The sequence below is a fragment of the Mesorhizobium alhagi CCNWXJ12-2 genome (assembly GCF_000236565.1).
GTDB classification, from domain to species: Bacteria; Pseudomonadota; Alphaproteobacteria; order Rhizobiales; family Rhizobiaceae; genus Allomesorhizobium; species Allomesorhizobium alhagi.
The window spans coordinates 15,019-37,751 of sequence record NZ_AHAM01000027.1; the positions used below are offsets into that span (position 1 = coordinate 15,019).

Below are 22,733 nucleotides of genomic sequence, written 5' to 3' on the forward strand. Positions count from 1 at the left end.
CTTGTGGCCGGCTCGATCGGAATGGCGGTGGTCGATGTGAGCTTTCTTGTGCTGGCCTCGACAATAGGGCTGCTGCTCTTCCACTATGAAGGCAATTGATCCCGGCTAATCGCCGTTCATGGTTTCGCGCCTTCGTTGCAGCGCGGCCTGCAATTGTTGGGCAAGCTTGGTCAGATTTTTCGGCACCGGCTCGTTTTCGATCTGAGCCAGGATATTCCTGATTTCGCGATCGAGGCGTTGCGTTTGGGTCGAGTCCCGACGGTCCGATTGATTGGCGTCGTTTGAATTCATGCTTCAAGCCCAGGCCCGATCCCTCGACCGGGCAATGTTCAGGTAACCGAACCGCCATGACAACAGATTGTTGCCGAAATGATCGAAGTTTCGATAGCTGTCCACACTTTGTGAGGCAGGCATGTCAGGAAAAGCGGCGGCTCAGAAAAGCCGATCCGGCCAGGCCGAAGCGCCAAGGCGTTTCGACCCCCTTCGTGATGCCGATCCGTCTACCGACCACCAGCTCGGCGATTGCCGGTGCATCGAAAACCCGGAACGGCGGCTCTTTCAGAGAAAGACCGTCATGGCTTTTGTCGATCGCAAGAGCCGAGCAGAGCCGGCCCGGCCCCGAGCATAACTTCAGTGGGTCCATGACGCCCCGCCGCTCCTGCATTTGCTCGATCCTGAAAACCGGCTGGATCGCCCTGATCAGGACCGCGCTGGCGGGCAGACAGACGAAATTCAGGCACCAGTGAACGCCGTAGGATCGGTACACATAGGCGTGGGCCGGCGGCCCGAACATGGTGGCGTTGGCGTTCCTGAGGCCGCGGAAACTATGCGAAGCGGGATCGCCCGGACTATAGGCCTCGGTTTCGATAATGACTCCGCCTACGCCATCGACCGTGAGTTGCTTGCCGATCAGGTCGCGGGCGACGGCAACCGCTTCACGGGCGTAGAAGGAAATGGGGAGCGTCGCTGCTTCCCCCGGTGATGTTTGTTCCAACGGCACATCCATTCTGACGCCCGCACGACGAGGCAGGGCTTTTGCTTTGGTCATTGGTGGGCGACTAAAACCCGCACTGTCCGCAACCGTACTTTATAGGAACTCCGTTCTTTGCGCCTGCGTTGGTTCGCCAGTTGCCCCTAAGCAATCTTGAAATTCAAAAGGAATCGGTCATGACTCATACCGATATTCCAACAGAGGCCACAACCCAACGGGACGGCCGGCACGCAGACCGGGGCGAGGTGGTGACACTCATCCCTGCACTGCGCGCTTTTGCCCGAACCTTCTGCAGCGACGCCAACGACGCGGACGATCTCGTCCAGGAAACGCTGATGAAAGGCATCGCCAACATCAGCCGCTTCCAGTCCGGCACCAATATGAAATCCTGGCTTTTCACCATCATGCGCAACACTTTCTACACGCGCATCAAGATGTCCAACCGCGAAGGCCCCGGCCTGCTCGATTGCGCTTCGAGCCGTCCTGCCACGGCGGCCAGCCAGGAGTGGTCGCTGCGCAGTCAGGAGATGGCGCGCGCCATCGAAGCGCTGCCCGACGATCAGCGGCAGGTCATAGTGTTGATCGGCGTGCTCGGCACCAGTTACGACGACGCTGCAAGCATATGCGGCTGCGCCATCGGAACGATTAAGAGCCGCCTGAGCCGCGCGCGCAACCGGCTTCTTGAAACGCTTGGCGAAACGTCTCCGCACGATGCGGTGATCACGCCCGATGTTTCGGCGACCGCCATCCGTTCCGACGAGGCGGTCGTCTGACCCTGCGGGCATATGCCAATTGCGGCAGTGCAACTTTATAAAACCGGCTGTCTTGCCGGACAGCTGTCGATAATCTCCACGCAACCGGGTTAAGAGGGGTGGGCGAGCGAATCGCCCTGCTTCTTATGCTGGTTGAGGAGGCCTTCTTGAGCCAATCGCTGTTCGATTTGACAGGCACGCGAGCGTTGATCACGGGCTCCAGCCAGGGCATAGGCTTGGCGCTGGCGGAGGGGCTGGCGCGGCACGGCGCCGAGATCGTTTTGAACGGCCGCAACGTCGCGAAGACCGGCGATGCCGCCGATGCTCTCGCCGCCAAGGGCTACAAAGCGGGCAGCGCCGTATTCGACGTTACCGACGCGGCGGCTACCGCGGCAGGCGTAGCCGACATCGAAGCACATCTCGGCCCAATCGACATACTGGTCAACAATGCCGGAATGCAGTTTCGCGCTTCGCTGGAGGATTTTCCGGCGGAAAAATGGGACGAGCTGCTGCACACCAACATTTCAAGCGTGTTCCATGTCGGCCAGGCGGTGGCTCGACATATGATCCCGCGCCGTCGGGGCAAGATCATCAACATTGCCTCCGTGCAGAGCGAGCTAGCGCGCCCGAGTATTGCGCCCTACACGGCCACCAAGGGTGCAGTCCGGAACCTGACGCGCGGCATGTGCGCCGACTGGGCCAAATACGGCCTGCAGATCAACGCGATCGCGCCCGGCTATTTCAAGACGCCGCTCAATCAGGCGCTGGTCGACGATCCGGAATTTTCGGCCTGGCTGGCCAAGCGAACGCCTGCCGGGCGCTGGGGCAATGTCGACGAACTCGTCGGCGCCGCGGTCTTCCTCGCCGGGCCGGCGTCGTCCTTCGTCAATGGGCATACGCTGTATGTAGATGGCGGTATTTCGACCGCGCTTTGACCCGCGCCTGCTGGGTCTGCCTGGAAGCAGGGCGACATCGTCACTTTTCGGCGGGAATTATGCTTAGGTGACCGCCGACCTCGAGAACGGCGAACTTGATCTGATCCAGCCGCTCCAGCCCATGCTGCTCGCGCGCCGCATCCAAAATGTCCTCGAGCGCGACCCGCGCGCGCTGCATGGCGCGCTGGTCGAGCTTGCCGAGGCTGATCAGTACAGTGGGCGTGCCATCTATCCATCTACTGGCGCTCGGCATCCACTCCTTCACGTAGGAGAGCATTATGTCGGTGAGGAACAGGGTAACAATCAGCAGCACGGCGTTCGCAATCGAAAAGTCGTCGCCGAGCAACGCTTGCTGCGTTGTTTCGGCGATGATCAGCAAGAGCACGAAGTCGAAAGCCGTCATCTGCGCGAGGGTTCTGCGGCCCGAAAGCCGCACGATGACGAGCAGGATCACATAAACCGCCACGCCGCGCAGAACCGATTCCATCTCTATCTCCTATGGCAGAACGACCGTGGTCACGCCGACCGGGTCGCCGCCGTCGAGCGAAACCTCGTAGCTGGCAAGGCCCGGGCGCTGGGGTCGCAAATGCAGGACGACTTTCGACGGTGGGCCGTTCTCGGACCGAAACACCATCACCTCGCCGGCAGGGCTTGTTAGAGACCGTTCAGGCAGAGGCTGGATATCTTCGATCTGGAAGTACTGCGAAAACTGCGGCGAGAGCGTCAGCCGATGCTCCTCGCGAGGCGAGCCGAAGGTCACGGTCACTTCGTCTGCCGATTCCCAGCGCGCGACACGGGGATAATCGACCTTGCCGGCCTCCGAGGTAATCGTTGTGTGGGCCAGAACTCCGCCGCCGCCGCCCAAGCCCGCAAGAGCGGCGAGAAGGATTAGGCCGAAACCCACCCATGCCCAGCGCTCGACTGTCCAGAACCGCTCCTGGAAATCGCGATGTTCTTCAAGCTGCAGTCCGTCGTCTCGGATTGGGATAGGAGGTTGAGCAGTGTCGGCCGTGTTCAACTTGCGCTCCCTTTCGCAACGAGAAACAAAGATGCCGCTGGTTTGGTTCCGGAACCTACGGAGCCGGCGGTGAGCTCAGATCGCCGGGCACGTAAGCGCCGATCCTGAGCGACAAATGCTTCAGAACGGCGTCCATCGATGTCGGACCGCACTTATCATGAGGTAGGAACCTTAGATCCTTTTGATCGGCGGGCCAGAGACTTTAAGCAATATCCGTTTTGGAAAAATCATTGCCTTTGTAGAGAAGGGACAACCGGTTAGCCTTCGCGCAGGCGTAGGCGAAACAATCGCCGAAATTGAGATCCGCCCCGTGCCCAACAGCCTTGCCGTACTTCATACTGGCGTCGATCGCACCATTGCCTATGTCGCTGGATATGGCGATTTCATTGGCGGCGATCTCGTTCACGAATGCGTCGACCGTGTCGCGAGCTTGCGCCAACATGTCGGGCGTGGGCTTCGTATTCTTTTTGATTGCTTCGGCCACCGCTCGCGCGAGGACTTGGATTGCCTCGAACCGGACGAGCGGTGAGACATAAAGCGGCCCAGTCGCTGACGCGAGCCTCTTTTCCAGTTCTTCCGCTCCAGGTTCCTCGTTAAGAATGGCGACGATTGCCGAGGCATCAACAAACATCAGTCGTCGCCCCACATTTCGTCAGTGAATTTCTTCATGTTGAAATCAGGATTGGCCGGTCCGATCCGCCGCGCCATTTGCTTAACCTTTGCAAGCCTTTCTCGAAGCGGGACAGTGCAGCGGCTGCGCTCGGGCTCGTGGCGCAAGTGCAGCTCGCGAAAACTGAGTTGCTAGTGCGGCCCCGGCAATGCTTCGGGGATGTGGAAGGGATCGGCAGGCTTCCGCCTCCGCGACAATTCACATGCGGACCGGTATGGCCTTCATGGGCAGGTCATCGAGACGCGATCGGAGGCTTCACTCGCGCGACCACGCTGTCTTTTTGACATCTCGTCGACTGAGATTGGAAACGAGGTCGCTGAACCGGTCGCCTTGAACCGCGACGTGGTCCCGTAGACGCTGACGCGCTGCGGCCTCGTCGCCATCCAGTATTGCCTGGATGATGCCTCCATGTTCACCGATTGACACCTTGACGCGGTTGCGGACGCGCAACTGCAAACGCCGGTAGGGGCGCAGCCTCCGATGCAGCGTGGCGCACTGCTCGGCGAGGAAGGTGCTGTGGCTGGCCGCATAGATGGCGTGGTGGAAGATTTCGTTGTCGTAGTAGTAGGAATCGGCGTCTTCGCTTATCGCCGAGTGTTCGCACCGCTCATGACTCGCCAGCAGCGCCGCGCGATCCTCCTCGGTATGGCGCCGGGCGGCCATCGCCCCCGCCATGCCTTCAAGTTCCGCCATCACCTCGAACATCTCGTATATGCGGTTCGGCCCAGGATCGACGACGACGGCGCCGCGCCGCGGCCTTGCCTCGATCAGACCGATCGCGCTCAACTGCATCAGCGCCTCCCGGATCGGTGTCCGCGAGACTCCAAAACGCGTGGCGAGCTGCACCTCGTCGAGGCGTTCACCGGGCGCGAACTCGCCGGTGATGATTCCGTTTTCGATGTCGTCGCGCAGTTTGTGGAACGTATTGCTGGTCATACGGATGATCGGGTCCAGTTCGCAGTTATTGTATACAAGACTATTGACATTGCACGCAAGAGCGACAAACAATCATCCCAATCGGGCGGGAGGTCCGGTGATCTAAGGGAGGTTGCAGTGAATAAAATCAAGAAAATGCTGAAAATTTCGGGCCTCGTCGCGGCCGCGTGCCTCATTGGCGGCGTCGCCGGCGCCCAGACGATCCTGAAGGCTTCGCATCAGTTTCCAGGCGGCAAGGGCGATATCCGCGACGAGATGGTGCAGATCATTGCCCGCGAGGTGGCCGCCGCCAATGTCGGCCTCGAGATCCAGGTTTATCCGGGCGCCTCGCTCTACAAGCCCAACGACCAGTGGAACGCCGTCACCCGCGGCCTGCTGGAAATGACCTCATTCCCGCTCGACTACGCGTCGGGCCGCCATCCGGAGTTCTCGGCGACGCTGATGCCGGGTCTGGTCGGCAATTTCGACCGCGCGATGCGGCTCAACGATTCCGACTTCATGACCGACATCAAGAAGATCATCGAGGACGCGGGGGCGCTGGTGATTTCCGATGCCTGGCTGTCCGGTGCCTTCGCTTCCAAGAAGGGCTGCATTACTGCGCCAGACACGGTCAAGGGCCAAGTCATCCGCGCCGCCGGCCCGGCCTTCGAGCAGATGCTCGTCGCCGCCGGCGCGTCGATCTCGTCCATGGCCTCATCCGAAATCTACACCGGCATGCAGACTGGCGTGCTTGACGCAGCCAACACCTCGTCGGCCAGCTTTGTATCCTTTCGGCTCTATGAGCACGCGAAATGCCTCACGGCGCCCGGCGAGAACGCGCTTTGGTTCATGTACGAACCGGTGCTGATCTCAAAGAAGATATTCGACGGTCTCAATGCCGATCAGCAGAATGCGATCCTCGCGGCGGGGGAGAAGGCGGAAGCCTTCTTCAACGAGGAGATCCGCAAGGGCGATCAGGTCATGATCGACACCTACAAGAAGGCGGGCGTCGAAGTCGTCGAAATGTCGAAGGCCGACTACGATGCCTGGCTCGAACTGGCCAAGCAGTCCTCGTACAAGAACTTCGCCGAGAAAGTGCCTGGAGGAGACAAGCTGATCGAGAAGGCCCTTGCCGTCCAGTAGCAGCGCAATCTACACCGGCTGCCGCCTCTCCGGCGGATGCCGCGTGCTGCATTGCTGGGAGGATCGGCATGGTACAGTTCTACATCAGGGCGGTTGGCGGTCTGTCGCGGGCATTCGCGGTTGTCGCGACGCTGCTGCTGATCGCCGCGATGCTCGTCGTTTGCCAGATGATCTTCATCCGGTATGTGTTCCGGGCCGCGACGATCTGGCAAACAGACTTCGTGGTGTTTGCCGCGACCGGCGCGATGTTCCTCGGCGCGCCCTACGTACTGCTCAAGGGCGGCCATGTTGGGGTCGACGTGGTGGAGATGGTAGTCGCCGACCGCACACGCCACGCGATGCGGATCGTGGCCAGCCTGCTCGGGCTGCTGTTCTGCGCCATCATGCTGTACGCGAGTTGGCTCCAGTTCCATGAGACCTGGGTCGGCGGCTGGCGCCATGCCAGCGTCTGGGCGCCGCCCCTGTGGATTCCGCTTTCCGCTCTTCCGCTGGGTTTCTGCATGTTGTGCCTGCAGTATGTCGCGCAGATCCTCGTGCTGGTGTCCGGCGTGGCCACTCCGGCGCCAACTCATGTGCCCGCGGAGGCGCTCGAAGCTGCGGCGGCCGTTTCACCGTCCAGGGAAACCGCACGATGAGCCCGACTTTCGCCGGTTTGACGATCATCGCGGCCTTATTCGTGCTCCTGGGGACAGGCATGCCGATCGCCTTCGCGCTTGGCCTGGCCGCCGTTTCCGCGCTGTTCCTGCAGAGCGGCCCGGACATCATCTACGTCCTGTCCGAAACGATGTTTTCGGGCATCGCCAATCTCGCCTATGTCTCGATCCCGATGTTCGTGCTGATGGGGGCGGCGGTGGCGTCTTCGCCGGCCGGCGCGGATCTCTACACCTCGCTCGACCGTTGGCTGAACCGCGTTCCCGGTGGGCTGGTCCTATCCAACATCGGCGCCTGCGCCATCTTCTCCGGCATGACTGGCTCGTCGCCGGCGACCTGCGCCGCCATCGGCAAGATGGGCATTCCCGAGATGCTCCGCCGCGGCTATCCGGCCTCCGTCGCCAGCGGCTCGATCGCCGCCGGCGGTACGCTCGGCATCCTCATTCCGCCATCCGTGACCCTGATCGTCTATGGCATCGCCACCGAGACCTCGATCGGACGATTGTTCATGGCGGGCGTCATTCCTGGGCTGATGCTCACAATCATGTTCATGATCTGGGCGGTGATCGACTGCAAGCGCCAGGGCTATGACTTCGGCGCGCGCGCGGTGCGGTTTACGCTGCGCGAGAAACTGGCGGGCATGCCGCGCGTATTGCCGTTCCTGTTCATCATCGCCGGAACGCTTTACGTGCTCTACGGAGGCCTCGCGACGCCTTCGGAAGCGGCCGGCGCCGGCGCGCTGCTCACCTTGGTCGTGGTGATCGTCGCCTATCGCTTGTTCCGCTTCCGCCCGGTCGCCGGCATCTTCGGCTCGGCGATGCGCGAGAGCGTCATGATCATGATGATCATGGCGGCGGCCGAACTGTTCGCCTTCGCGCTTTCGTCACTGTTCATCACCCAGTCGATCGCCGCCGCGATCGCTGATCTAGAGGTCAATCGTTGGGTGCTGATGGGCGTGATCAATATTTTCCTGCTGGTGGCCGGAATGTTCCTGCCGCCTGTGGCGGTGATCGTGATGACGGCGCCGATGCTGTTCCCGATCGTCACACAGGCCGGCTTCGATCCGTACTGGTTCGCGATCGTCCTCACCATCAACATGGAGGTCGGCCTGATCACGCCGCCGATCGGCCTCAATCTCTTCGTCATCAACGCCATCGCGCCGGATGTTCCGACGCGCCAGATCCTGTGGGGCGCGTTGCCCTATGTGCTGGTCATGTTCCTGGCGATCCTGATCTTGTGCATCTTCCCCGGCCTCGCCACATGGCTTCCGAACCAGATGATGGGGATAGCGATATGAACGGCGTTTCACTTCTAGGCGATATGCTGCAGACCATTGCCGAACGTGGCCGCCGCTTCCTGTCGCTGAGCGGCAGGGAAGAGGCGGGCACCGGCGGCGTCGAGGCGATTTGCGAGACGCTGCTATCGAGCCACGGCGAAGCATCCGGCATGGCTCTGGCGAAGACCGTCCTCGACCGCTGGTCGCGATTCGACGAGAAGCAGCGCTGCGATTTCATGGTGATGCTGCTGGAGAGGTTCGGACCCGACGCCGCGCGGCTCGAAAAGGCCATCGACAATTACCGCGGCCTGAGGACGCCGCAGGCGCTTCTGGAACTGCATTCCGCCGCCGAACCCAGGCGGCAGGAATTGATCCGCCGGCTCAATCTTGCTCCGAACGGCATCGCGACGCTGGTGCGCATGCGTGAAAATCTCCTGATGATGAAGTCTGCCCAGCCGGATCTCGACGCCGTCGATGCCGATTTCGCGCATCTGTTCGGCTCGTGGTTCAATCGCGGCTTTCTGGTGCTGCGCCCGATCAACTGGTCGACGCCGGCCGATATCCTGGAGAAGATCATCCGCTACGAGGCGGTGCATCAGATCGACGGCTGGGATGAGTTGCGCAGGCGTCTAGCTCCCGACGATCGTCGCTGCTTCGCTTTCTTTCATCCGCAGCTCGTCGATGAGCCGCTGATCTTCGTCGAAGTGGCGCTCACCCGTTCCGCCCCAGCCGCGATCGCCGACGTTCTGCGCGAGGACCGGGCGGCGATCGCCGCGGCCGAGGCCACCACGGCCGTGTTTTACTCAATTTCCAACTGTCAGCAGGGGCTGCGTGGCATTTCTTTCGGCAACTTCCTGATCAAGCAGGTGGTCGAGGACCTGCGGCGGGAACTGCCGAAGCTCGACACTTTCGTCACGTTGTCGCCGGCGCCGGGCTTTGCGCAATGGCTGGCGAAGGAGCGGAAAGACAACGCTTCACAGGTGATCGACGCCGCCGACCGCGTTCTCCTCGAAGTGCTCGACGAGCCCGACTGGGCGTCCGATCCTGCCAGATCCGCTGCCGTGCAGACGGCGCTAACCGCCGCCGCCGCCCACTACTTCCTGCGGGTGCGCAATTCGCAAGGCAAGCCGGTCGATCCGGTGGCGCGCTTCCACCTCGGCAACGGCGCTCGCCTGGAACGGATCAATTTCCTTGCCGACCTTTCGGCTTCGGGACTGCGGCAGGCACACGGCCTGATGGTCAACTACCTCTACAAGCTCGACGACATCGAGGCCAACCACGAGGCATTCGCAGGTCGGGGCGAAGTCGTGACCGCGCCGGCCATTCACAGAATGCTGCGGCAGGCCAGGCCGCCGCGCGCGCTGGCGGTCCTCCGCGGACAGCCGCCGGCAGGCGGGACTGCGGCGCGCGGTACCGGCGGAAGGGGGACCGGGGAACTAACGTCATGAGCAATCACATGTTTGATGCCGTGCGCGGTGCGGCAGCCACGCGGGGCACGACTTTGATCGAATCCGCCGGCGGGCGCGCTTGGACCTATGGCGACATGCTCGACCTGTCGGGACGGCTCGCCGCCCGCCTTGTCGCGCTCGGTGTCAAGCCGGGTGACCGGGTCGCGGTCCAGGTCGAGAAAAGCCCGGAAGCACTGATGCTCTACCTCGCGTCCTTGCGCGCGGGCTCGGTCTATCTGCCGCTCAACACCGCCTATACGCTCGCCGAACTCGATTATTTCCTTGGCGACGCGGAGCCGCGGCTCGTAGTCGTTTCGCCGGAGTCCGGCGCCGCCATCGGCCCGGTTGCGGCCGGCCATGGCGCGCACGTGGAAACGCTCGACGATCGTGGCGGCGGCTCTCTCACGGACGGGATCGAAAGCTGGCAGCCGGACTTCGCCGACGTCGCTCGCGGTCCGGACGACCTGGCCGCCATCCTCTACACGTCGGGTACCACCGGCCGCTCCAAGGGCGCGATGCTGACTCACGACAACCTTTTGTCCAATGCGCTGACATTGCGCGACCATTGGCGCTTCACGGGAGGGGACCGGCTTATCCACGCCTTGCCGATCTTCCACACGCACGGGCTGTTCGTCGCCTCGAACGTTATCCTGCTCGCAGGCGCATCGATGTATTTCCTGCCGAAGTTTGACGCCGACGAGGCTTTGCGCCTGATGGCGTCGGCGACGGCGATGATGGGCGTGCCAACCTTCTATGTGCGGCTGGTACAGCATCCCGGCCTGACGCGGGAGGCGACTGCCGGAATGCGGCTCTTCGTGTCGGGCTCGGCGCCGCTGCTTGCCGAGACCCACCGTCTGTTCCGCGAGAAGACCGGCCATGCCATCCTGGAGCGCTACGGCATGACCGAGACCAACATGAACACGTCCAACCCCTACGACGGCGATCGGGTAGCCGGTACGGTCGGCTTCCCGCTGCCGGGCGTCGACCTGAGGATAGCGGACCCGGACACGGGCGCTCCGCTCGCTCGCGGCGAAACCGGCATGATCGAGATTCGCGGCCCCAACGTGTTCAAGGGTTACTGGCGAATGCCGGAAAAGACCGCCGCCGAGTTCCGCGCCGATGGCTTTTTCATCACCGGCGATCTCGGTCTGGTCGACAATCGCGGCTATGTCCATATCGTCGGCCGGGGCAAGGACCTCGTGATCTCCGGCGGCTACAATATCTATCCTAAGGAGGTCGAGTCCGAGATCGACCAATTGTCTGGCGTAGTCGAGAGTGCCGTCATCGGCGTGCCGCATCCCGATTTCGGCGAGGGCGTCACCGCCGTAATCGTCAAGCGGCCGGACGCCGCGATCGACGAAGCGGTGGTGCTGGATGGGCTGAAGTCGCGGCTGGCGCGCTACAAGCAGCCGAAGAAAGTGCTGTTCGTCGAGGACTTGCCGCGCAACACGATGGGCAAGGTGCAGAAGAACGTGCTGCGCGAGCGCTACAAGGGTCTCTACGGCGGCTGAGCCCCACTTTCTCGGACAGCTTGGCGCGCCGGACTATTCCAAGGCGATCTGGAAATCGGAGCCGGCAGAGCTTCGACTGAGGCGGCAAATGTCGGGTTCGAACCGGGCGGATGCACCCTTCTCGACGACCATGGGCGGCGTGTCGTTTAGGCCAACGCCGCACGCCAGTGGCTGGTACGATTGAACCCGACTTGGAATACCGGTTCCGTCAAAAAAGCAAATCGTTCAAATTTGCAGTTCCGTCGTGACGGCAATTTAAACATCCTAAAATATGGTCCTCGATCGTAACACGCAAAGAGCGAACACTCCGCGAGCTAAAAACAAGCCTTTTCAGGTCATAATAAGAAGCGGTGGTCTAATGAGTGTCAAAACGATCCGACCATTTACATCTCTTTCCCTTGTATTGATTTCAGCCATTTCTTTTGGTTGCTCGACCGCGCCGGATAAAACTGCAACTACTTCATCTCTTTCAGCTCAAGCCTCTGTCGTGAGGCCTCTTCACAAGAGAACGGTTGAAGCGCCGAGAAGTATCGGAAAACCGACCGCCAAAGTGGCGAGCGTCAGCAGTTTTGGCCGCGCGCCCCATATTTGCACGCCGAGCGGCTTCGGGAGAAAGACGAGATGCTTCGTTCGATGATGCGCGGGCGGGATTAGCGCGCCCGACGCGTGATTGGATATCGAAGTGTCACGCCATCAGTCGGCGAGATGCGTCCGCATCTTGCTCAGGCGCGAGACTACATAGTCTCCGTGGCGTAGCTTCGCCCATTCGTCGCCGCGCCTGGGCGGCACACCCCTGAATTTGTACCACTCACCCTCCGGCTCGCGCTTCTGGTAGATGGCGCCGTTCATCTCCCGATGGCTGAAGCATGTGAGCTTGGGCCAGACGCCGTTTTTCGTCTGCCAGCGGGCCCGAAAACAGAGCTTTCCCGGACCTGTGATGAACCATTGGCCGACGCCATAGGAAGGCGAGCCTTCTTCATTGGACCATGCCGTAAAGCGACGCTTCTTCACTGAGAAATGGCCCGCGCCGGCTTTCCAAAGCCAGGAACGGCTATTGTAGAGTTGATAGATTTCCTCGCTGTTCAAAGGCCGGGCCTTGCTGATGTTCGAGACGGTGTTAGCCTGAGCCGCGGCGGCAAATGCACCGGTAGCAAGCATGGTGGCCACCACCACGGAAAGCGTTACACAACGCAGCGACATTTTTCGTTCCCCCCGTCCGAGCCGGTTCAATTCTGGAGTTGTTGGACGACCCGCCAATGGGGAAGACCGTAGCCGTCCGGCCACGGATAGACCTCGCGATCGTTGAAGTAGACTATCGCCGTCAGATCCGGGAATTCGGGACGTGACTTTGCGACATTCTCCGCCCAGTCGGTCACATAAGCATGGTCGCCGTCATAGCCCAACTCCGCGACCACGATTGGTTTGCCGAAGCCTTTGACGCGGTCGTATTTCGCCGCCAGTTGTTCGGCGAATGTCGTATCGTGGCCGACCACGCCTTGATCGTATGGCTGATATCCGAAGATCGACAGACCTATCTCGTCGACGAACTCCGCGCCTGGATAAAACGCTTCCAGCCCTTCGTTCCCTTTGGGGGACCACATGTATTTTGCGTTCCCCAGATTCTGCCGGCATACGGTCACCATCCGGCGATAAGCGGCAACGTATTCCTCCGGCTTCCAATGGGCCCAGATGAACTGATTGTCGGCTTCATCCATTTCCTGTGCCCAGCGGATCGTGACTGGACTCTTCAGCTTGTCAGCTTCAGAGCAGACCGCAGCCATATACTTATCGCGTTGGCCGCTGAGGATGGTCTTGAGCAGGTCCTGCGAAGTGACCCGCCATTCACGTGACCAGGACCAGGGCTCGACCGTGATCAGCAGGGAACGGCCGCGCTGCAGCGCATAATCGTCGGCTATGGCAAGGCTCGACAGATCGACGTCTTCCCAAGGCAGGAACAGGTGCTCGATCCTGGAATTCGGGTCCTCGGCGAAATCGCCGTGTGGGTCATAGGCCCCGAAAACGATCGACTCAGGGGTGATGATCGGTCGTTTGTCGGAGGGTGTTTGCGCGGTCGCCGAACCGGGATCGGGAATCGCCAAGCGGCTGTTCGTCGCGAACACATTTTCGCTCGGTATCAGCGCGCCGACCGAGATGACGGCTGCCCAAACTTTCGTCTTCATTGCGCCTCTCCTATCGCTACACTCTTCAATGACTGCGCAACAGATGTTCCCTCGGGATCGGATTGTTGCGCGGAATTGCGCAGCGCCTCCAGCCTCGCGGAAACGAGGTCCTCGGGGACGAGTTTTGAAAATTCGTCATCTTCCAGGGGTTTGGCGTGCCTGAATACGTACCACTCGCCGGAAGGCTCCTTCTTCTGGTAGATCGCCTGGCCGTCTATCCTGTGGCTGAAGCACGTCTTGCCCCTGTAGGCGCCGCTCTGGCTGTGCCATTTGGCCTGCAGGCATAGCTGGCCGGAATCGCTGAGGATCCAGCGGCCTTGCGCCCACCATGCATCGGCGCCGGAACCTGACCAGGCCTTGAAAATCCGGCCTTGGTCCTGCATGCGACCAGCGCCGTCCGGCCACTGCCACGACCGGTCGCGGTAGATGACGTAGAGTTCCACGGCCGTCATCGGCCGCGCGCTTTCCGGTACGCCCAGATCCCGGCCTGTGGCCCCGTTTTGGCCGGCAAGCATGAAAACAGCTGCCAGGAAGCTTGAGAGCCATCGGCGCAGGCGCGCCGTTCCGATTACTGCTATTTTCATCCTTGGTGCCATTTTAGCGTCTCGCGGACGAGCCCTTTTGGGTGTCAGTACGTCGTGTCTTGTGTTTCGGACCGCCAGCTGGGGCTGAATACAATCCTGCGCAGGCCTGCTCTCCCGAGACCCGCTCCGGCGGCGGAGTAGCGCTCCTCGAACAGCCGGAAGCTGCGCGTGCCCCAGGCGACGCCTTCAAGTCCTTCTTTGCCGTGCTCGACCGTGGCGAATCCCGGCAACAGAACGAGTGCGGCAAACGTCGTCGCCAAGGCCGGGCGGTAGATGCGGCTGGTTACTCGCACCTTGTTTTCGCGGGCGTGCATGGCGAATACGAAGATGATCAGCGCCCCATAGAAAATGCTGTTGGCGATCGCGAACAGATAAAAACCGCGGGTCGCCTCGGCATCATCGACCAGCAGGGCGGGCAGAATCGAAGCAAGGGCAATCAGCAGGTAGGGCGCGCAGACCCGAAACGGCAGAGGGTCGACTTCCGATGCGCCTTTGGGCGTAACGCGGAAGTCTGCAACTGTGCCAGACAGCCAATCGCGCGCCGCAGCAGCCGACCCGACCAGGCCCCAAGGCCAGCGCGCGAGAATGTAGAACATGCTCTCCAGGCTCAGCAGCTTGCCATCGACGGGCCGGAACGTGCCGGTCGCTCTCCAGCGATAGGAAAAGACAATGAGGACGATGGAAAGCGGCAGGAAATGCGTGAGGAAATCAGGATAAGTCACCGCCACGAAGTTCTCGCCACGCAGAAGCGCTACTCCCGGCATCGCGAACAGCATCGCGCCGGTGAGCGAGAACAGCGGATACCAGAATTGCGAGAACAGGAACTGAAACTTGAGCCTCATTGGCAGGCGCGGGATCAGGTTCGGTGAATATTGCAGAAGGATCATCACCACGCTGCGCGACCATTGGAACTCCTGCGTGACGAGGTCTGCGAAAGTGCGCGGACCATCGCCGTGCGCGATCGCGTCGAGCGCATGCACGCCGCGCCAGCCATAGGCGTTCATCATCAGAGTTGTGGAATGGTCTTCAGCGAGCTCCGGACCGAGCCCGCCGATCTCCTTGAGCGCCGCTGTTCGAACCGCATAGTGCGAGCCGATGCACATCGGAGCGAAGGCGCCGCTGTAGCCCGCTTGCAGCGAGCCGTGGAAATTGGCTTCCGCATGGAGGCGTCCGCGCGCCGACCAGCTCTCCGCGGCGTTGCGGTCGCATATGCTGGGTGCGGACACATAGCCTACGCCGGGATCGGCGAAGGGCCGCAGCATCTAGCGGAGATAGCCAGGTTCGGGCACATGGTCAGCGTCGAGCTGCACGACGAAGTCATAGCGCTCGTAGCCGTAATGGTCATAGAAGAAGGCGAGGTTGCCTTCCTTGCAGCGGGTGCGCCGCGGCCAAGTGGTGCGGTGGTAGTCGGCGCGACCCTTGCGCGTCGACACAGACACACCATGGCGGCGGCACCACTGGAGCGTCTCAAAAGAGGGATCCTCGTCGGCAAGCCAGGTGTCGTGCGGCACATCCTGGGCCAGCATCGCGAGCAGCGTCTCGGCCACGACTGAAAACGGCTCCGACGGCGCCTTGGTCACGACCATCGCCACGCGGCTGCCAGTCGGCAATCGCAGGGGGCCGGAGGGCTTCACCGCACAGGCGAACACCATGAGGAAGTAGGCGGGGATCAGGGTTACCCAAGCGATCACCCAAGTGGCGAAAACGGTTCCGAACGCACTGAAATGATGCTCGGGCCGAAGCCACCAGGTCCAGAAATAGATGAGCGCAGCGAGCCATAGGGCCACCCCGATGAAATATTCCGCCCGCCGGTACCCGGTCAAAACGGGCGCCAGCAGCGGTTCATCCGCGTATTCGCGCGCCTGATCCTTGACCGCTGGGTGAGTCACGGCCGCGCCTCCAGGCCGAAGAATGGAGCGGCGGTGCGCACGATGGTGTCCAGGTCGGAGTATTCGGGCTGGAAGCCCAGCGTCTTCCGAGCAAGACCCGGATCGGCGTACAGGATCGGTGGGTCGCCGGCGCGCCTCGGATTTATTCGTATAGGCACGGCCCGGCCGGTCAGCCGGTTCACCGTATCGAGCACTTCCCGGATCGAGGAGCCGCGCCCGGTACCGAGGTTGAGGGCGAGGCTGCGGCCGCCGCCAACCAGATACTCGAGCGCCATTATGTGGGCCCGAGCGAGATCCGTGACGTGGATGTAGTCGCGCACGCAGGTTCCGTCTTCGGTCTCGTAATCGTCACCGAATATGTCGAGGCAGGGAATGCCGCCGGCCGCGGCAAGCAGCGCGCGGGGGACAAGGTGGGTTTCAGGATCGTGCCACTCGCCAAGCTCGCCTTCGGGATCGGCCCCGCAGGCATTGAAGTAGCGGAGCGCCACATAGCGCAGACCCCCGGCGGCCGCGTAGTCATGCAACATGTGCTCGGCGATCAGCTTCGTCCGGCCATAGGGGTTGATCGGCCGCTGCGGCGTCTCTTCGCGTATGGGAAGGAGAGCGGGCACGCCATAAGTCGCACAGCTCGATGAAAAGATGATTTTGTCGACCCCGCCCGCAAGGCAGGCGTCCAGCAGCGACTGCGTGCCGGAGACATTGTTGCGGTAATATTTGGCGGGGTCCTCGACTGACTCTCCCACATATGCAGACGCAGCAAAGTGGATGACGGCCAGCGGCTTGTGGCGCCCTATCGTTCGGGCGAAATGGGCGGTGTCGAGGATATCTCCGTGTACGAAGGGCCCCCAGCGCACCGCGGACCGGTTCCCCGTGGAGAGATTATCGTAGACGACGGGCTCAAAGCCCCTCTTGGCCAGGAGCTTTGCCGTATGGCTGCCGATATAGCCGGCGCCGCCGGCCACGAGAATGCGCGCCGCTGACATCAGGCAACCTCGACGAGCTCCGAGGCCTCGCTTGCCAGCAGGCGGTCGAAATGATGGATGGTCTTCTTGAGGCCCTCGGCCAGCGGCACCTTCGGCTGCCAGCCGAGCTCGTGCCTGGCCAGCGAGATGTCGGGGCGACGCTGCCGCGGGTCGTCCACCGGCAGCGGGCGACGCACTATCCTTGAGCCCGACCCGGTCAGGCCGATCACCTGGTCGGCAAGTTCGCGGATCGTGAATTCAACGGGATTGCCGAGATTGACCGGCCCCAGGAAGGAGGCCGGCGTGTCCATGAGGCGCAGGATGCCGTCGACAAGATCGTCGATCGTATCGCCCATCGCCTCCAGCAGCGATCGAAGACAGGCGGCCCAACCGAGCAGATTGTCGTTCTTGTATTCCCTCCAGCTTGCCTCAAACCTTATCCCGGATACTGGTGTTGGGCAGCGGGTTGTGGGCGTGGTGTTTGAGCTTGATGACGTTGAGCTATCGCAGCTTGACCGCTTCGAGGGCGCCGGCAAGGGATATGATCGCGTGGAACGGTTTCGCGTGCGAACTGACGATGAAACGGGAAAGCTTGAGGCCTTCACCTACATTGCCAGGGATAGCTTTCTCGATCCCGATTTGAAGCCTTATGACTGGTATCTGCGCCTCGTGGTGGCGGGAGCCCGCGAACACGCTTTGCCGGAGGAGTATGTCGCTGCAATCGAGAGCACTCAGACGGTATGCGACCGGGTCCAGGATCGTCCATCGCGAATAGAGGCTCTGGTGCTGTTGGGAGCAACGTCGTGAGGCTTCACAGGGATACCCGCATCGCCGGCGACAAGACAGCAGGCGATTGGTCCGCGGCCAGACGCCGCCTCTCAAGATCGAAGAACCCGCAACTCTGGGCAGGTGCTTTTGACGACTTCTTCATGGCGCGTCTGAACAGCAGGTACTTTGAGCCGGTTAGGGCATTGGAAAAAATGCCCGAAAAGGCGGGTGAAGGATTCGCTATAGTGGCGAAAAGGCGATCCCCCGTTGGGGACTCACGAATATTCGGATAGTAGCAATATGTTTGTTGGCTTCCTCGAAGCAAATGAGCCCTTCAAAACTATGTTTGCGGGCGCCGGAACTGCTAGGGAATTTTATGCCTATGTCCGGTGTGGGCTGTTACATGAAGCCCGGACAAAAGGGCGGTGGCGTATACAGGTAGACCCGTCAGCTAAACAGGCCATCGATACAAGCATTCCGGCCATTTACCGGAATCGTCTGCAACCGGCATTCAATGATTTCGTCGAATCATACGGTCGGCAGCTCAGGACCGACAGGTCACTTCAAGAAGCCTTTATTCGAAAATTCGATAGCCTCTGCAAGGGCTAGTTCAATCTCCCTAGGTCAAATGGCGCACCCGACAGGATTCGAACCTGTGGCCTTCGCCTTCGGAGGGCGACGCTCTATCCAGCTGAGCTACGGGTGCATCCTGCTTACGCAGTGCTTACGCGGGATTTCCGCGATTTGGAAGGTCTGGACTCCCTCGACGTAAGTCTTTGAACTCCTACGATCTTTTTCTCTTCAATCTCCACCCAGCGGACTTGACACATGCCTTCGGAGGGCAGCGCTCTATCCAGCTGAGCTACGGGTGCCGGGCCGAAGCCGGAACGAAATAACGAGCCGGGACGCCGCTTCATAGCCGATGCGGCGGCCGGCTTCAACGGCCAACTGCGCGGCCGGGCCATTCTCGGCAAAACGACCGGCTGGCGACGACGCAACGCCCGATGGTGGTTGCCACTAGACGCCCGGCCTGGCGCCTGGAAGATAACGGACGATGAGTTCATGCACATAGGCGTTGCGGCTTTTCGCGCTTTCGCCACCCATGACAACGACCACCATCCTGCGGCCGTCGCGATTCACCGACGTTACGATGTTGTAGCCGGAAGCGCGGATATAGCCGGTCTTGATGCCGTCGACGCCATCAACCTTGCCGATAAGGTCGTTGTGGCCGCGGATTGTCCGGCCGTTGTAGCTGAAGCTGGTGCCCGAAAAATACGCGTAGTGCGACGGAAAGCGCCGGCGCAGCGCCATGCCGAGCAACGCCATGTCGCGCGCGGTGGTGCGCTGCCGGTCGTCCGGCAGTCCCGAAGCATTGCGGAAAGTGGTGCCGCTCATGCCGAGCTGCCGTGCCTTGGCGGTCATCATCTGCGCGAATTGCTCTTCCGTACCTCCGAGGTACTCGGCCACGGCTACCGCAACGTCATTGGCCGACTTCACCGCAAGCGCGCGTATCGCCGTGTCGACGTCGACGGACTGGCCGCGCTTGAAGCCGATCTTGCTCGGCGGCCGCGCCCGCGCGTAGTCCGAAACAGGGATGAGCGTATCGCGCGAGATGCGGCCGGTCTCGATAGCCTCGAACAGCATGTAGAGCGTCATCATCTTGCTCAGCGAGGCTGGATAGCGCGGCTGGTCGGCATTCGCCTGGAACAGGATGGCGCCGCTATTGGCGTCCACTACGATCGCCGCATATTTCGGCGAAGTCTGAGCCGTCGACGGCGGAGGCACTTCGAGCGTGCTTGTCGTCGAGCATGCGGCAAGCAGCACGATCATCAGGAACGCGGCCGCCGCCTTGTGAAATGAGCCGGCGAGAAGCTGGAATGTGGTTTGCAAGGTGACGACCCGTTCGGACGATGGCGACCCGCCGCCGCGATCCCCCCGCGACGCAGTGGAAAGAACCTAAACCAAGATGTCGCCGTCTGGAAGCGTCCGTTTGAGTGCACATACCGATGGTCGGCGGCCCAGACCGGCCGTATTCTTCCCAGCGCTGAAATTCGCGGCTAAGGTCGCGGCTCGTGATCTTGACCGGGGGGTATCGCGATGTCGGGCAGCGTCGAAATTGGCGGAGCGGGTCCTTCGCTGCTGCGGGCATCGTTGAGCCGCACCGGCAAATGGGCGGGCGGTCTCGGCGTGGTCGGCGGTTTCGTCGCCGACATCCTCAGCCCGCTTGCTCCATTCGCCGCCTATATCGCACTTGCCGCCGCGGTGACGGCGGTGATCCTCGCTGTCGCTATCGCCTTCCGGCTGGTCCTTGCCGCCACGGCGCTGCCAGCCCTGGTGTTCGCGTCGACGACGGCTGCCCTGGCCGGCGGCCTGTTTGCCCTGCAACAGGCAAGCGACGCCGAGGACGGGGTGCTCGCGGGCCTCGTCCCGGCGATCGCCGGGCTGCAGCAGTCGATGGGCATCGTCGCGGCAAGCGTGGAAAGGATCGAGAAGACGGTGACCGAAACGGCAAAGACGGTCGATACGGTCAAGCAGGCGACGCAAGAGGTCCAGCAAACCGCTGAAAAGGTCGAACAGAAGACCGAGGAGATCGCCGCGAACCAGGCAAAGCAGCAGGAACAGGCCGCGAAATTGCAGGCGACCACCGAACAGATCGCCGTGTCGATCGATACGATAGCCGATGGTTTCAAGGCGCTGGCGGCGCAGGGCGGGGTTATCGCCGATCCCAAGCGCCCGGACGAGTTCTACCACAATGCAAGGGTGCACGAGCTTTCCGGCGACATGCTCAATGCGAGGCGGTCTTATCTGGCCTTTGCCGGGTTCAGCGTGGATGCCGTCGATCCCTACATCCGCTTCGCGACGCTGCTCAGGATCCAGGACGGCAAGGCCGGCGCACGCGAGGTGCTGGGCGCGCTCGCCGACAAGAACAAGACACTGGCGCTGAAGCTCGTCCACGCGATGCAGTTCGAGGACGCGCAGCGCATCGAACGGCTCAACGCCTTCATCGCGGCAAACCCGGAATATCCGCCGGCCTATTTCGTCGTGTCGGAGGAGTTTTCCGAGGACCGGCTTGGCGTGCAGACGCTGGCCGACAAGCGCAACGAGGCGACCGCGCTGGCCAAATTCGCGGCCTATGAAAAGGATGGCGGCCTGGTTTCCCATTTCATCGACCACACGCTTCTGGCCGACTGGCTGGAGCGCTCGCGCAGCCGGCTCGCCGCGCTCGGCGATGTTCTCGATCCGGCGCGTTTCATGCCCAGGCTCACCCCGATGCGGTCCAACCAGGAATGGATGATGACGATTTCGCTGCCGGAGCCGGCCACGGCGATCTCCTGGCGGCTGGGTGTCGAGGGCGCATTCACCGAAACCGGATTTCTGGCGCTGAACGATCAAGTCACGAGGAAGCCCATGCCCAATCCGAGCTTTGTGGTGCCGGACCGGACATCCGCCGACGTGATCGCCATAAAGTATCTCGACCTGCGGGGCCGCGAGACCGGGCCGTTCGAGATCCGCTTCGATCCGCAAGCGGCGCTGGCGGAAGGCAATAAGCAGATCCTCGACCAGTTCTGGACGTCATGGATCGCCTTCGATTCCGGCAGCAATACGGGCTACGTTTATTTCACCCATATGCTCTCCTATCGCTGCGCCATCAAGGAGGTTCGCTACAGCTTCAACGGCGCGGCGCTCGACAAGATCATCGACCTGCCGCCTTGCGACGAGAAGGATCCGTATGCGATCCCGTACGACTACAAGCCCTATTTCAAAATCGGCAAGGACATAGCTTCAATGTCGGTCCAGGTAACCTATTCGGACGGAACACAGTCGCCGGTGCGGGAGTTCCAGCGCTGAGCGCCGGCAGCGCCGCCGAACCGGCGCGGCAGAAAGATCCAATGTCGGAAATCGTCCACATCGCCGCCACCATCTTCAAGCGCGCCGGCGGACAGCGCCGCTTCATAGTCGCCATTGCGGGACCGCCTGGCGCGGGCAAGTCGACGCTGTCGGCGCAACTGCACGATCTGCTGCCCGAAGGCTCGGCCGCCGTCGTTCCGATGGACGGCTTTCATTTCGACGACACGGTGCTGGAAAAGCGCGGCCTGCGCGGGCGCAAGGGAGCGCCGGAGACATTCGACTATTCCGGCTTCGAGGCTTTGCTGAAGCGCATCCGCGCGGTGGAGCCGGACATAGCAATACCGGTATTCGATCGCACGATGGAGCTATCGCGCGCGGCGGCGGCGATCATTCCCGCGGAGGTGAAGTTTATCCTCGTGGAAGGCAATTACCTGACGCTCGACGAAGCGCCGTGGTCGGGTCTGGCGCCGCTTTTCGACTTCAGCCTGTTCGTCGACGTGCCGCGCCCGGAACTCGAACGCCGCCTGATGCAACGCTGGCACGAGCATGGCAAATCGGACGACGAGGCCCGCGCCTGGATCGCCTCGAACGACATGCCGAACATCGACAGGGTGCTGGCCCGGCGAAGGCAGGCCGACCTGGTGATTTGAAGGCGCGGGCGCGCAGCGGAACCGATCGAACAGCCATACATTGTTGGCATGCGGCAGTTGCGCCGCATGAGGAGCAAGACCATGGCTGAAAAGAAAGCATCCTCGAAAGCAGGCACCGCGAAGAAGCCGACGGCAAAACCGCGCAAAGCGCTGGAATCAAAAACGGGCGCCGGTGAGGCCGTAGCGGAACGCTCGAAGGACGCAAAGAAGACCAAGCCCGCAAGCAAGGCATCTTCGACCGCGTCCGCCGCCAGGAAATCGTCCGCGCCGGCCAAGGCGTCGAGCAGCAGCTCGCGCCCCGCAGCCAAATCATCCAAGACCGCCGGAGCAAAGAGTAAAGCCGCAACAAGCGGTTCGAAGGCCGCTACGAGCAGCGGCGCCAAGGCCTCGAAATCCGCAAAGACTTCGAGCGGCGAAACCTCGATCGCGAAAAAGGTCGTCCGCCGGGTGAAGTCCACTGCGGAGGGAGCAGTGGCGCTTGCAGCGTCGGTGCTCGGCAAGGACGAGAAGAAGACCAAGACGAAGCGCGGTTGAGTTCGCC

General features: G+C 61.8%; 22 protein-coding genes, 1 tRNA gene and 2 pseudogenes. 11 read left to right on the forward strand and 14 right to left on the reverse strand.

The window, feature by feature from the left end:
- Positions 1-105 precede the first annotated feature (105 nt).
- Positions 106-291, reverse strand: a complete 186-nt coding sequence (locus MAXJ12_RS02945; protein ID WP_008834272.1) for a hypothetical protein — start codon at positions 289-291, stop codon at positions 106-108.
- A gap of 124 nt (positions 292-415) precedes the next feature.
- The gene (locus MAXJ12_RS02950) at positions 416-1,006 is read right to left on the reverse strand and encodes a DNA-3-methyladenine glycosylase (RefSeq protein ID WP_008834273.1); all 591 of its coding nucleotides are present in this window, start codon (positions 1,004-1,006) and stop codon (positions 416-418) included.
- 230 nt (positions 1,007-1,236) lie between these two features.
- Here MAXJ12_RS02950 and MAXJ12_RS02955 point away from each other — a divergent pair, with 230 nt between their 5' ends.
- Entirely contained in the window at positions 1,237-1,764 is a 528-nt protein-coding gene (locus MAXJ12_RS02955; protein ID WP_008834274.1) for a sigma-70 family RNA polymerase sigma factor, read from the forward strand.
- A gap of 125 nt (positions 1,765-1,889) precedes the next feature.
- A complete protein-coding gene (locus MAXJ12_RS02960; protein WP_008834275.1) occupies positions 1,890-2,678 on the forward strand; it encodes an SDR family oxidoreductase in 789 nt (262 codons plus the stop codon).
- Positions 2,679-2,718: 40 nt separating this feature from the next.
- Here the strand turns inward: MAXJ12_RS02960 and MAXJ12_RS02965 are convergent, their stop codons facing one another.
- The 4 genes from MAXJ12_RS02965 to MAXJ12_RS02985 all read right to left on the reverse strand — a co-directional run bounded on the left by MAXJ12_RS02965 (position 2,719) and on the right by MAXJ12_RS02985 (position 5,302).
- Positions 2,719-3,165, reverse strand: a complete 447-nt coding sequence (locus tag MAXJ12_RS02965) for a DUF421 domain-containing protein (protein ID WP_008834276.1) — start codon at positions 3,163-3,165, stop codon at positions 2,719-2,721.
- Positions 3,166-3,174: 9 nt separating this feature from the next.
- Positions 3,175-3,696: a hypothetical protein gene (locus tag MAXJ12_RS02970; RefSeq protein WP_008834277.1), complete on the reverse strand. Its 522-nt coding sequence runs from the start codon at positions 3,694-3,696 to the stop codon at positions 3,175-3,177.
- Between the two features lie 202 nt (positions 3,697-3,898).
- Positions 3,899-4,327 carry a type II toxin-antitoxin system VapC family toxin gene (locus MAXJ12_RS02975; RefSeq protein WP_008834278.1) on the reverse strand — a complete coding sequence of 143 codons (429 nt, stop codon included), beginning with the start codon at positions 4,325-4,327 and terminating at the stop codon, positions 3,899-3,901.
- Positions 4,328-4,621: 294 nt separating this feature from the next.
- Positions 4,622-5,302, reverse strand: a complete 681-nt coding sequence (locus MAXJ12_RS02985) for a GntR family transcriptional regulator (RefSeq protein ID WP_008834279.1) — start codon at positions 5,300-5,302, stop codon at positions 4,622-4,624.
- A gap of 135 nt (positions 5,303-5,437) precedes the next feature.
- Here MAXJ12_RS02985 and MAXJ12_RS02990 point away from each other — a divergent pair, with 135 nt between their 5' ends.
- The 5 genes from MAXJ12_RS02990 to MAXJ12_RS03010 all read left to right on the forward strand — a co-directional run bounded on the left by MAXJ12_RS02990 (position 5,438) and on the right by MAXJ12_RS03010 (position 11,310).
- Positions 5,438-6,424: a TRAP transporter substrate-binding protein gene (locus MAXJ12_RS02990; RefSeq protein ID WP_085983861.1), complete on the forward strand. Its 987-nt coding sequence runs from the start codon at positions 5,438-5,440 to the stop codon at positions 6,422-6,424.
- Positions 6,425-6,492: 68 nt separating this feature from the next.
- Positions 6,493-7,059 carry a TRAP transporter small permease subunit gene (locus tag MAXJ12_RS02995; protein WP_008834281.1) on the forward strand — a complete coding sequence of 189 codons (567 nt, stop codon included), beginning with the start codon at positions 6,493-6,495 and terminating at the stop codon, positions 7,057-7,059.
- A complete protein-coding gene (locus tag MAXJ12_RS03000) occupies positions 7,056-8,372 on the forward strand; it encodes a TRAP transporter large permease (protein WP_008834282.1) in 1,317 nt (438 codons plus the stop codon). Before MAXJ12_RS02995 ends, MAXJ12_RS03000 begins: the two co-directional genes overlap by 4 nt.
- A complete protein-coding gene (locus MAXJ12_RS03005; protein ID WP_008834283.1) occupies positions 8,369-9,799 on the forward strand; it encodes a malonyl-CoA decarboxylase in 1,431 nt (476 codons plus the stop codon). Before MAXJ12_RS03000 ends, MAXJ12_RS03005 begins: the two co-directional genes overlap by 4 nt.
- On the forward strand, positions 9,796-11,310 hold the full coding sequence (locus MAXJ12_RS03010) for a malonate--CoA ligase (protein WP_008834284.1): 1,515 nt from the start codon (positions 9,796-9,798) through the stop codon (positions 11,308-11,310). The genes MAXJ12_RS03005 and MAXJ12_RS03010 overlap by 4 nt, the downstream gene beginning before the upstream one ends.
- A gap of 693 nt (positions 11,311-12,003) precedes the next feature.
- Here MAXJ12_RS03010 and MAXJ12_RS03015 read toward each other — a convergent pair.
- The 6 genes and pseudogenes from MAXJ12_RS03015 to MAXJ12_RS03040 form a co-directional block, all read right to left on the reverse strand.
- Positions 12,004-12,510 carry a DUF995 domain-containing protein gene (locus tag MAXJ12_RS03015; RefSeq protein ID WP_008834285.1) on the reverse strand — a complete coding sequence of 169 codons (507 nt, stop codon included), beginning with the start codon at positions 12,508-12,510 and terminating at the stop codon, positions 12,004-12,006.
- Between the two features lie 26 nt (positions 12,511-12,536).
- Positions 12,537-13,490 (reverse strand): glycosyl hydrolase, encoded by a 954-nt coding sequence (locus MAXJ12_RS03020; protein ID WP_008834286.1) that lies wholly within the window; start codon positions 13,488-13,490, stop codon positions 12,537-12,539.
- Positions 13,487-14,074 carry a DUF995 domain-containing protein gene (locus MAXJ12_RS03025; RefSeq protein WP_008834287.1) on the reverse strand — a complete coding sequence of 196 codons (588 nt, stop codon included), beginning with the start codon at positions 14,072-14,074 and terminating at the stop codon, positions 13,487-13,489. The genes MAXJ12_RS03020 and MAXJ12_RS03025 overlap by 4 nt, the downstream gene beginning before the upstream one ends.
- Before the next feature lie 44 nt (positions 14,075-14,118).
- Positions 14,119-15,963: pseudogene (locus tag MAXJ12_RS03030) on the reverse strand (glycosyltransferase family 2 protein).
- Positions 15,960-16,946 carry a UDP-glucose 4-epimerase GalE gene (gene galE / locus MAXJ12_RS03035; protein WP_008834288.1) on the reverse strand — a complete coding sequence of 329 codons (987 nt, stop codon included), beginning with the start codon at positions 16,944-16,946 and terminating at the stop codon, positions 15,960-15,962. Before galE ends, MAXJ12_RS03030 begins: the two are co-directional and overlap by 4 nt.
- Positions 16,946-17,269 (reverse strand): annotated as a pseudogene (locus tag MAXJ12_RS03040) (SDR family NAD-dependent epimerase/dehydratase); the annotation flags it as partial. The gene galE and the pseudogene MAXJ12_RS03040, both read right to left, overlap by 1 nt.
- A gap of 64 nt (positions 17,270-17,333) precedes the next feature.
- Here MAXJ12_RS03040 and MAXJ12_RS03045 point away from each other — a divergent pair.
- Positions 17,334-17,732, forward strand: coding sequence for a gamma-glutamylcyclotransferase (locus MAXJ12_RS03045; protein WP_008834290.1), 399 nt, complete (start codon positions 17,334-17,336; stop codon positions 17,730-17,732).
- A gap of 590 nt (positions 17,733-18,322) precedes the next feature.
- On the opposite strand, the gene MAXJ12_RS03050 is transcribed toward MAXJ12_RS03045, so the two are convergent.
- Positions 18,323-18,399, reverse strand: a tRNA-Arg gene (locus MAXJ12_RS03050).
- A 311-nt stretch (positions 18,400-18,710) separates the two neighbouring features.
- Entirely contained in the window at positions 18,711-19,583 is an 873-nt protein-coding gene (locus MAXJ12_RS03060; RefSeq protein ID WP_008834291.1) for a D-alanyl-D-alanine carboxypeptidase family protein, read from the reverse strand.
- A 207-nt stretch (positions 19,584-19,790) separates the two neighbouring features.
- Here MAXJ12_RS03060 and MAXJ12_RS03065 point away from each other — a divergent pair, with 207 nt between their 5' ends.
- The 3 genes from MAXJ12_RS03065 (at position 19,791) to MAXJ12_RS34240 (ending at position 22,726) form a co-directional block, all read left to right on the forward strand.
- Positions 19,791-21,542, forward strand: a complete 1,752-nt coding sequence (locus MAXJ12_RS03065; protein WP_008834292.1) for a chemotaxis protein — start codon at positions 19,791-19,793, stop codon at positions 21,540-21,542.
- A 41-nt stretch (positions 21,543-21,583) separates the two neighbouring features.
- On the forward strand, positions 21,584-22,192 hold the full coding sequence (locus MAXJ12_RS03070; protein ID WP_008834293.1) for a nucleoside triphosphate hydrolase: 609 nt from the start codon (positions 21,584-21,586) through the stop codon (positions 22,190-22,192).
- A gap of 81 nt (positions 22,193-22,273) precedes the next feature.
- Complete coding sequence (locus MAXJ12_RS34240; protein ID WP_008834294.1) at positions 22,274-22,726, forward strand: hypothetical protein; 453 nt, start codon at positions 22,274-22,276, stop codon at positions 22,724-22,726.
- Positions 22,727-22,733 lie beyond the last annotated feature (7 nt).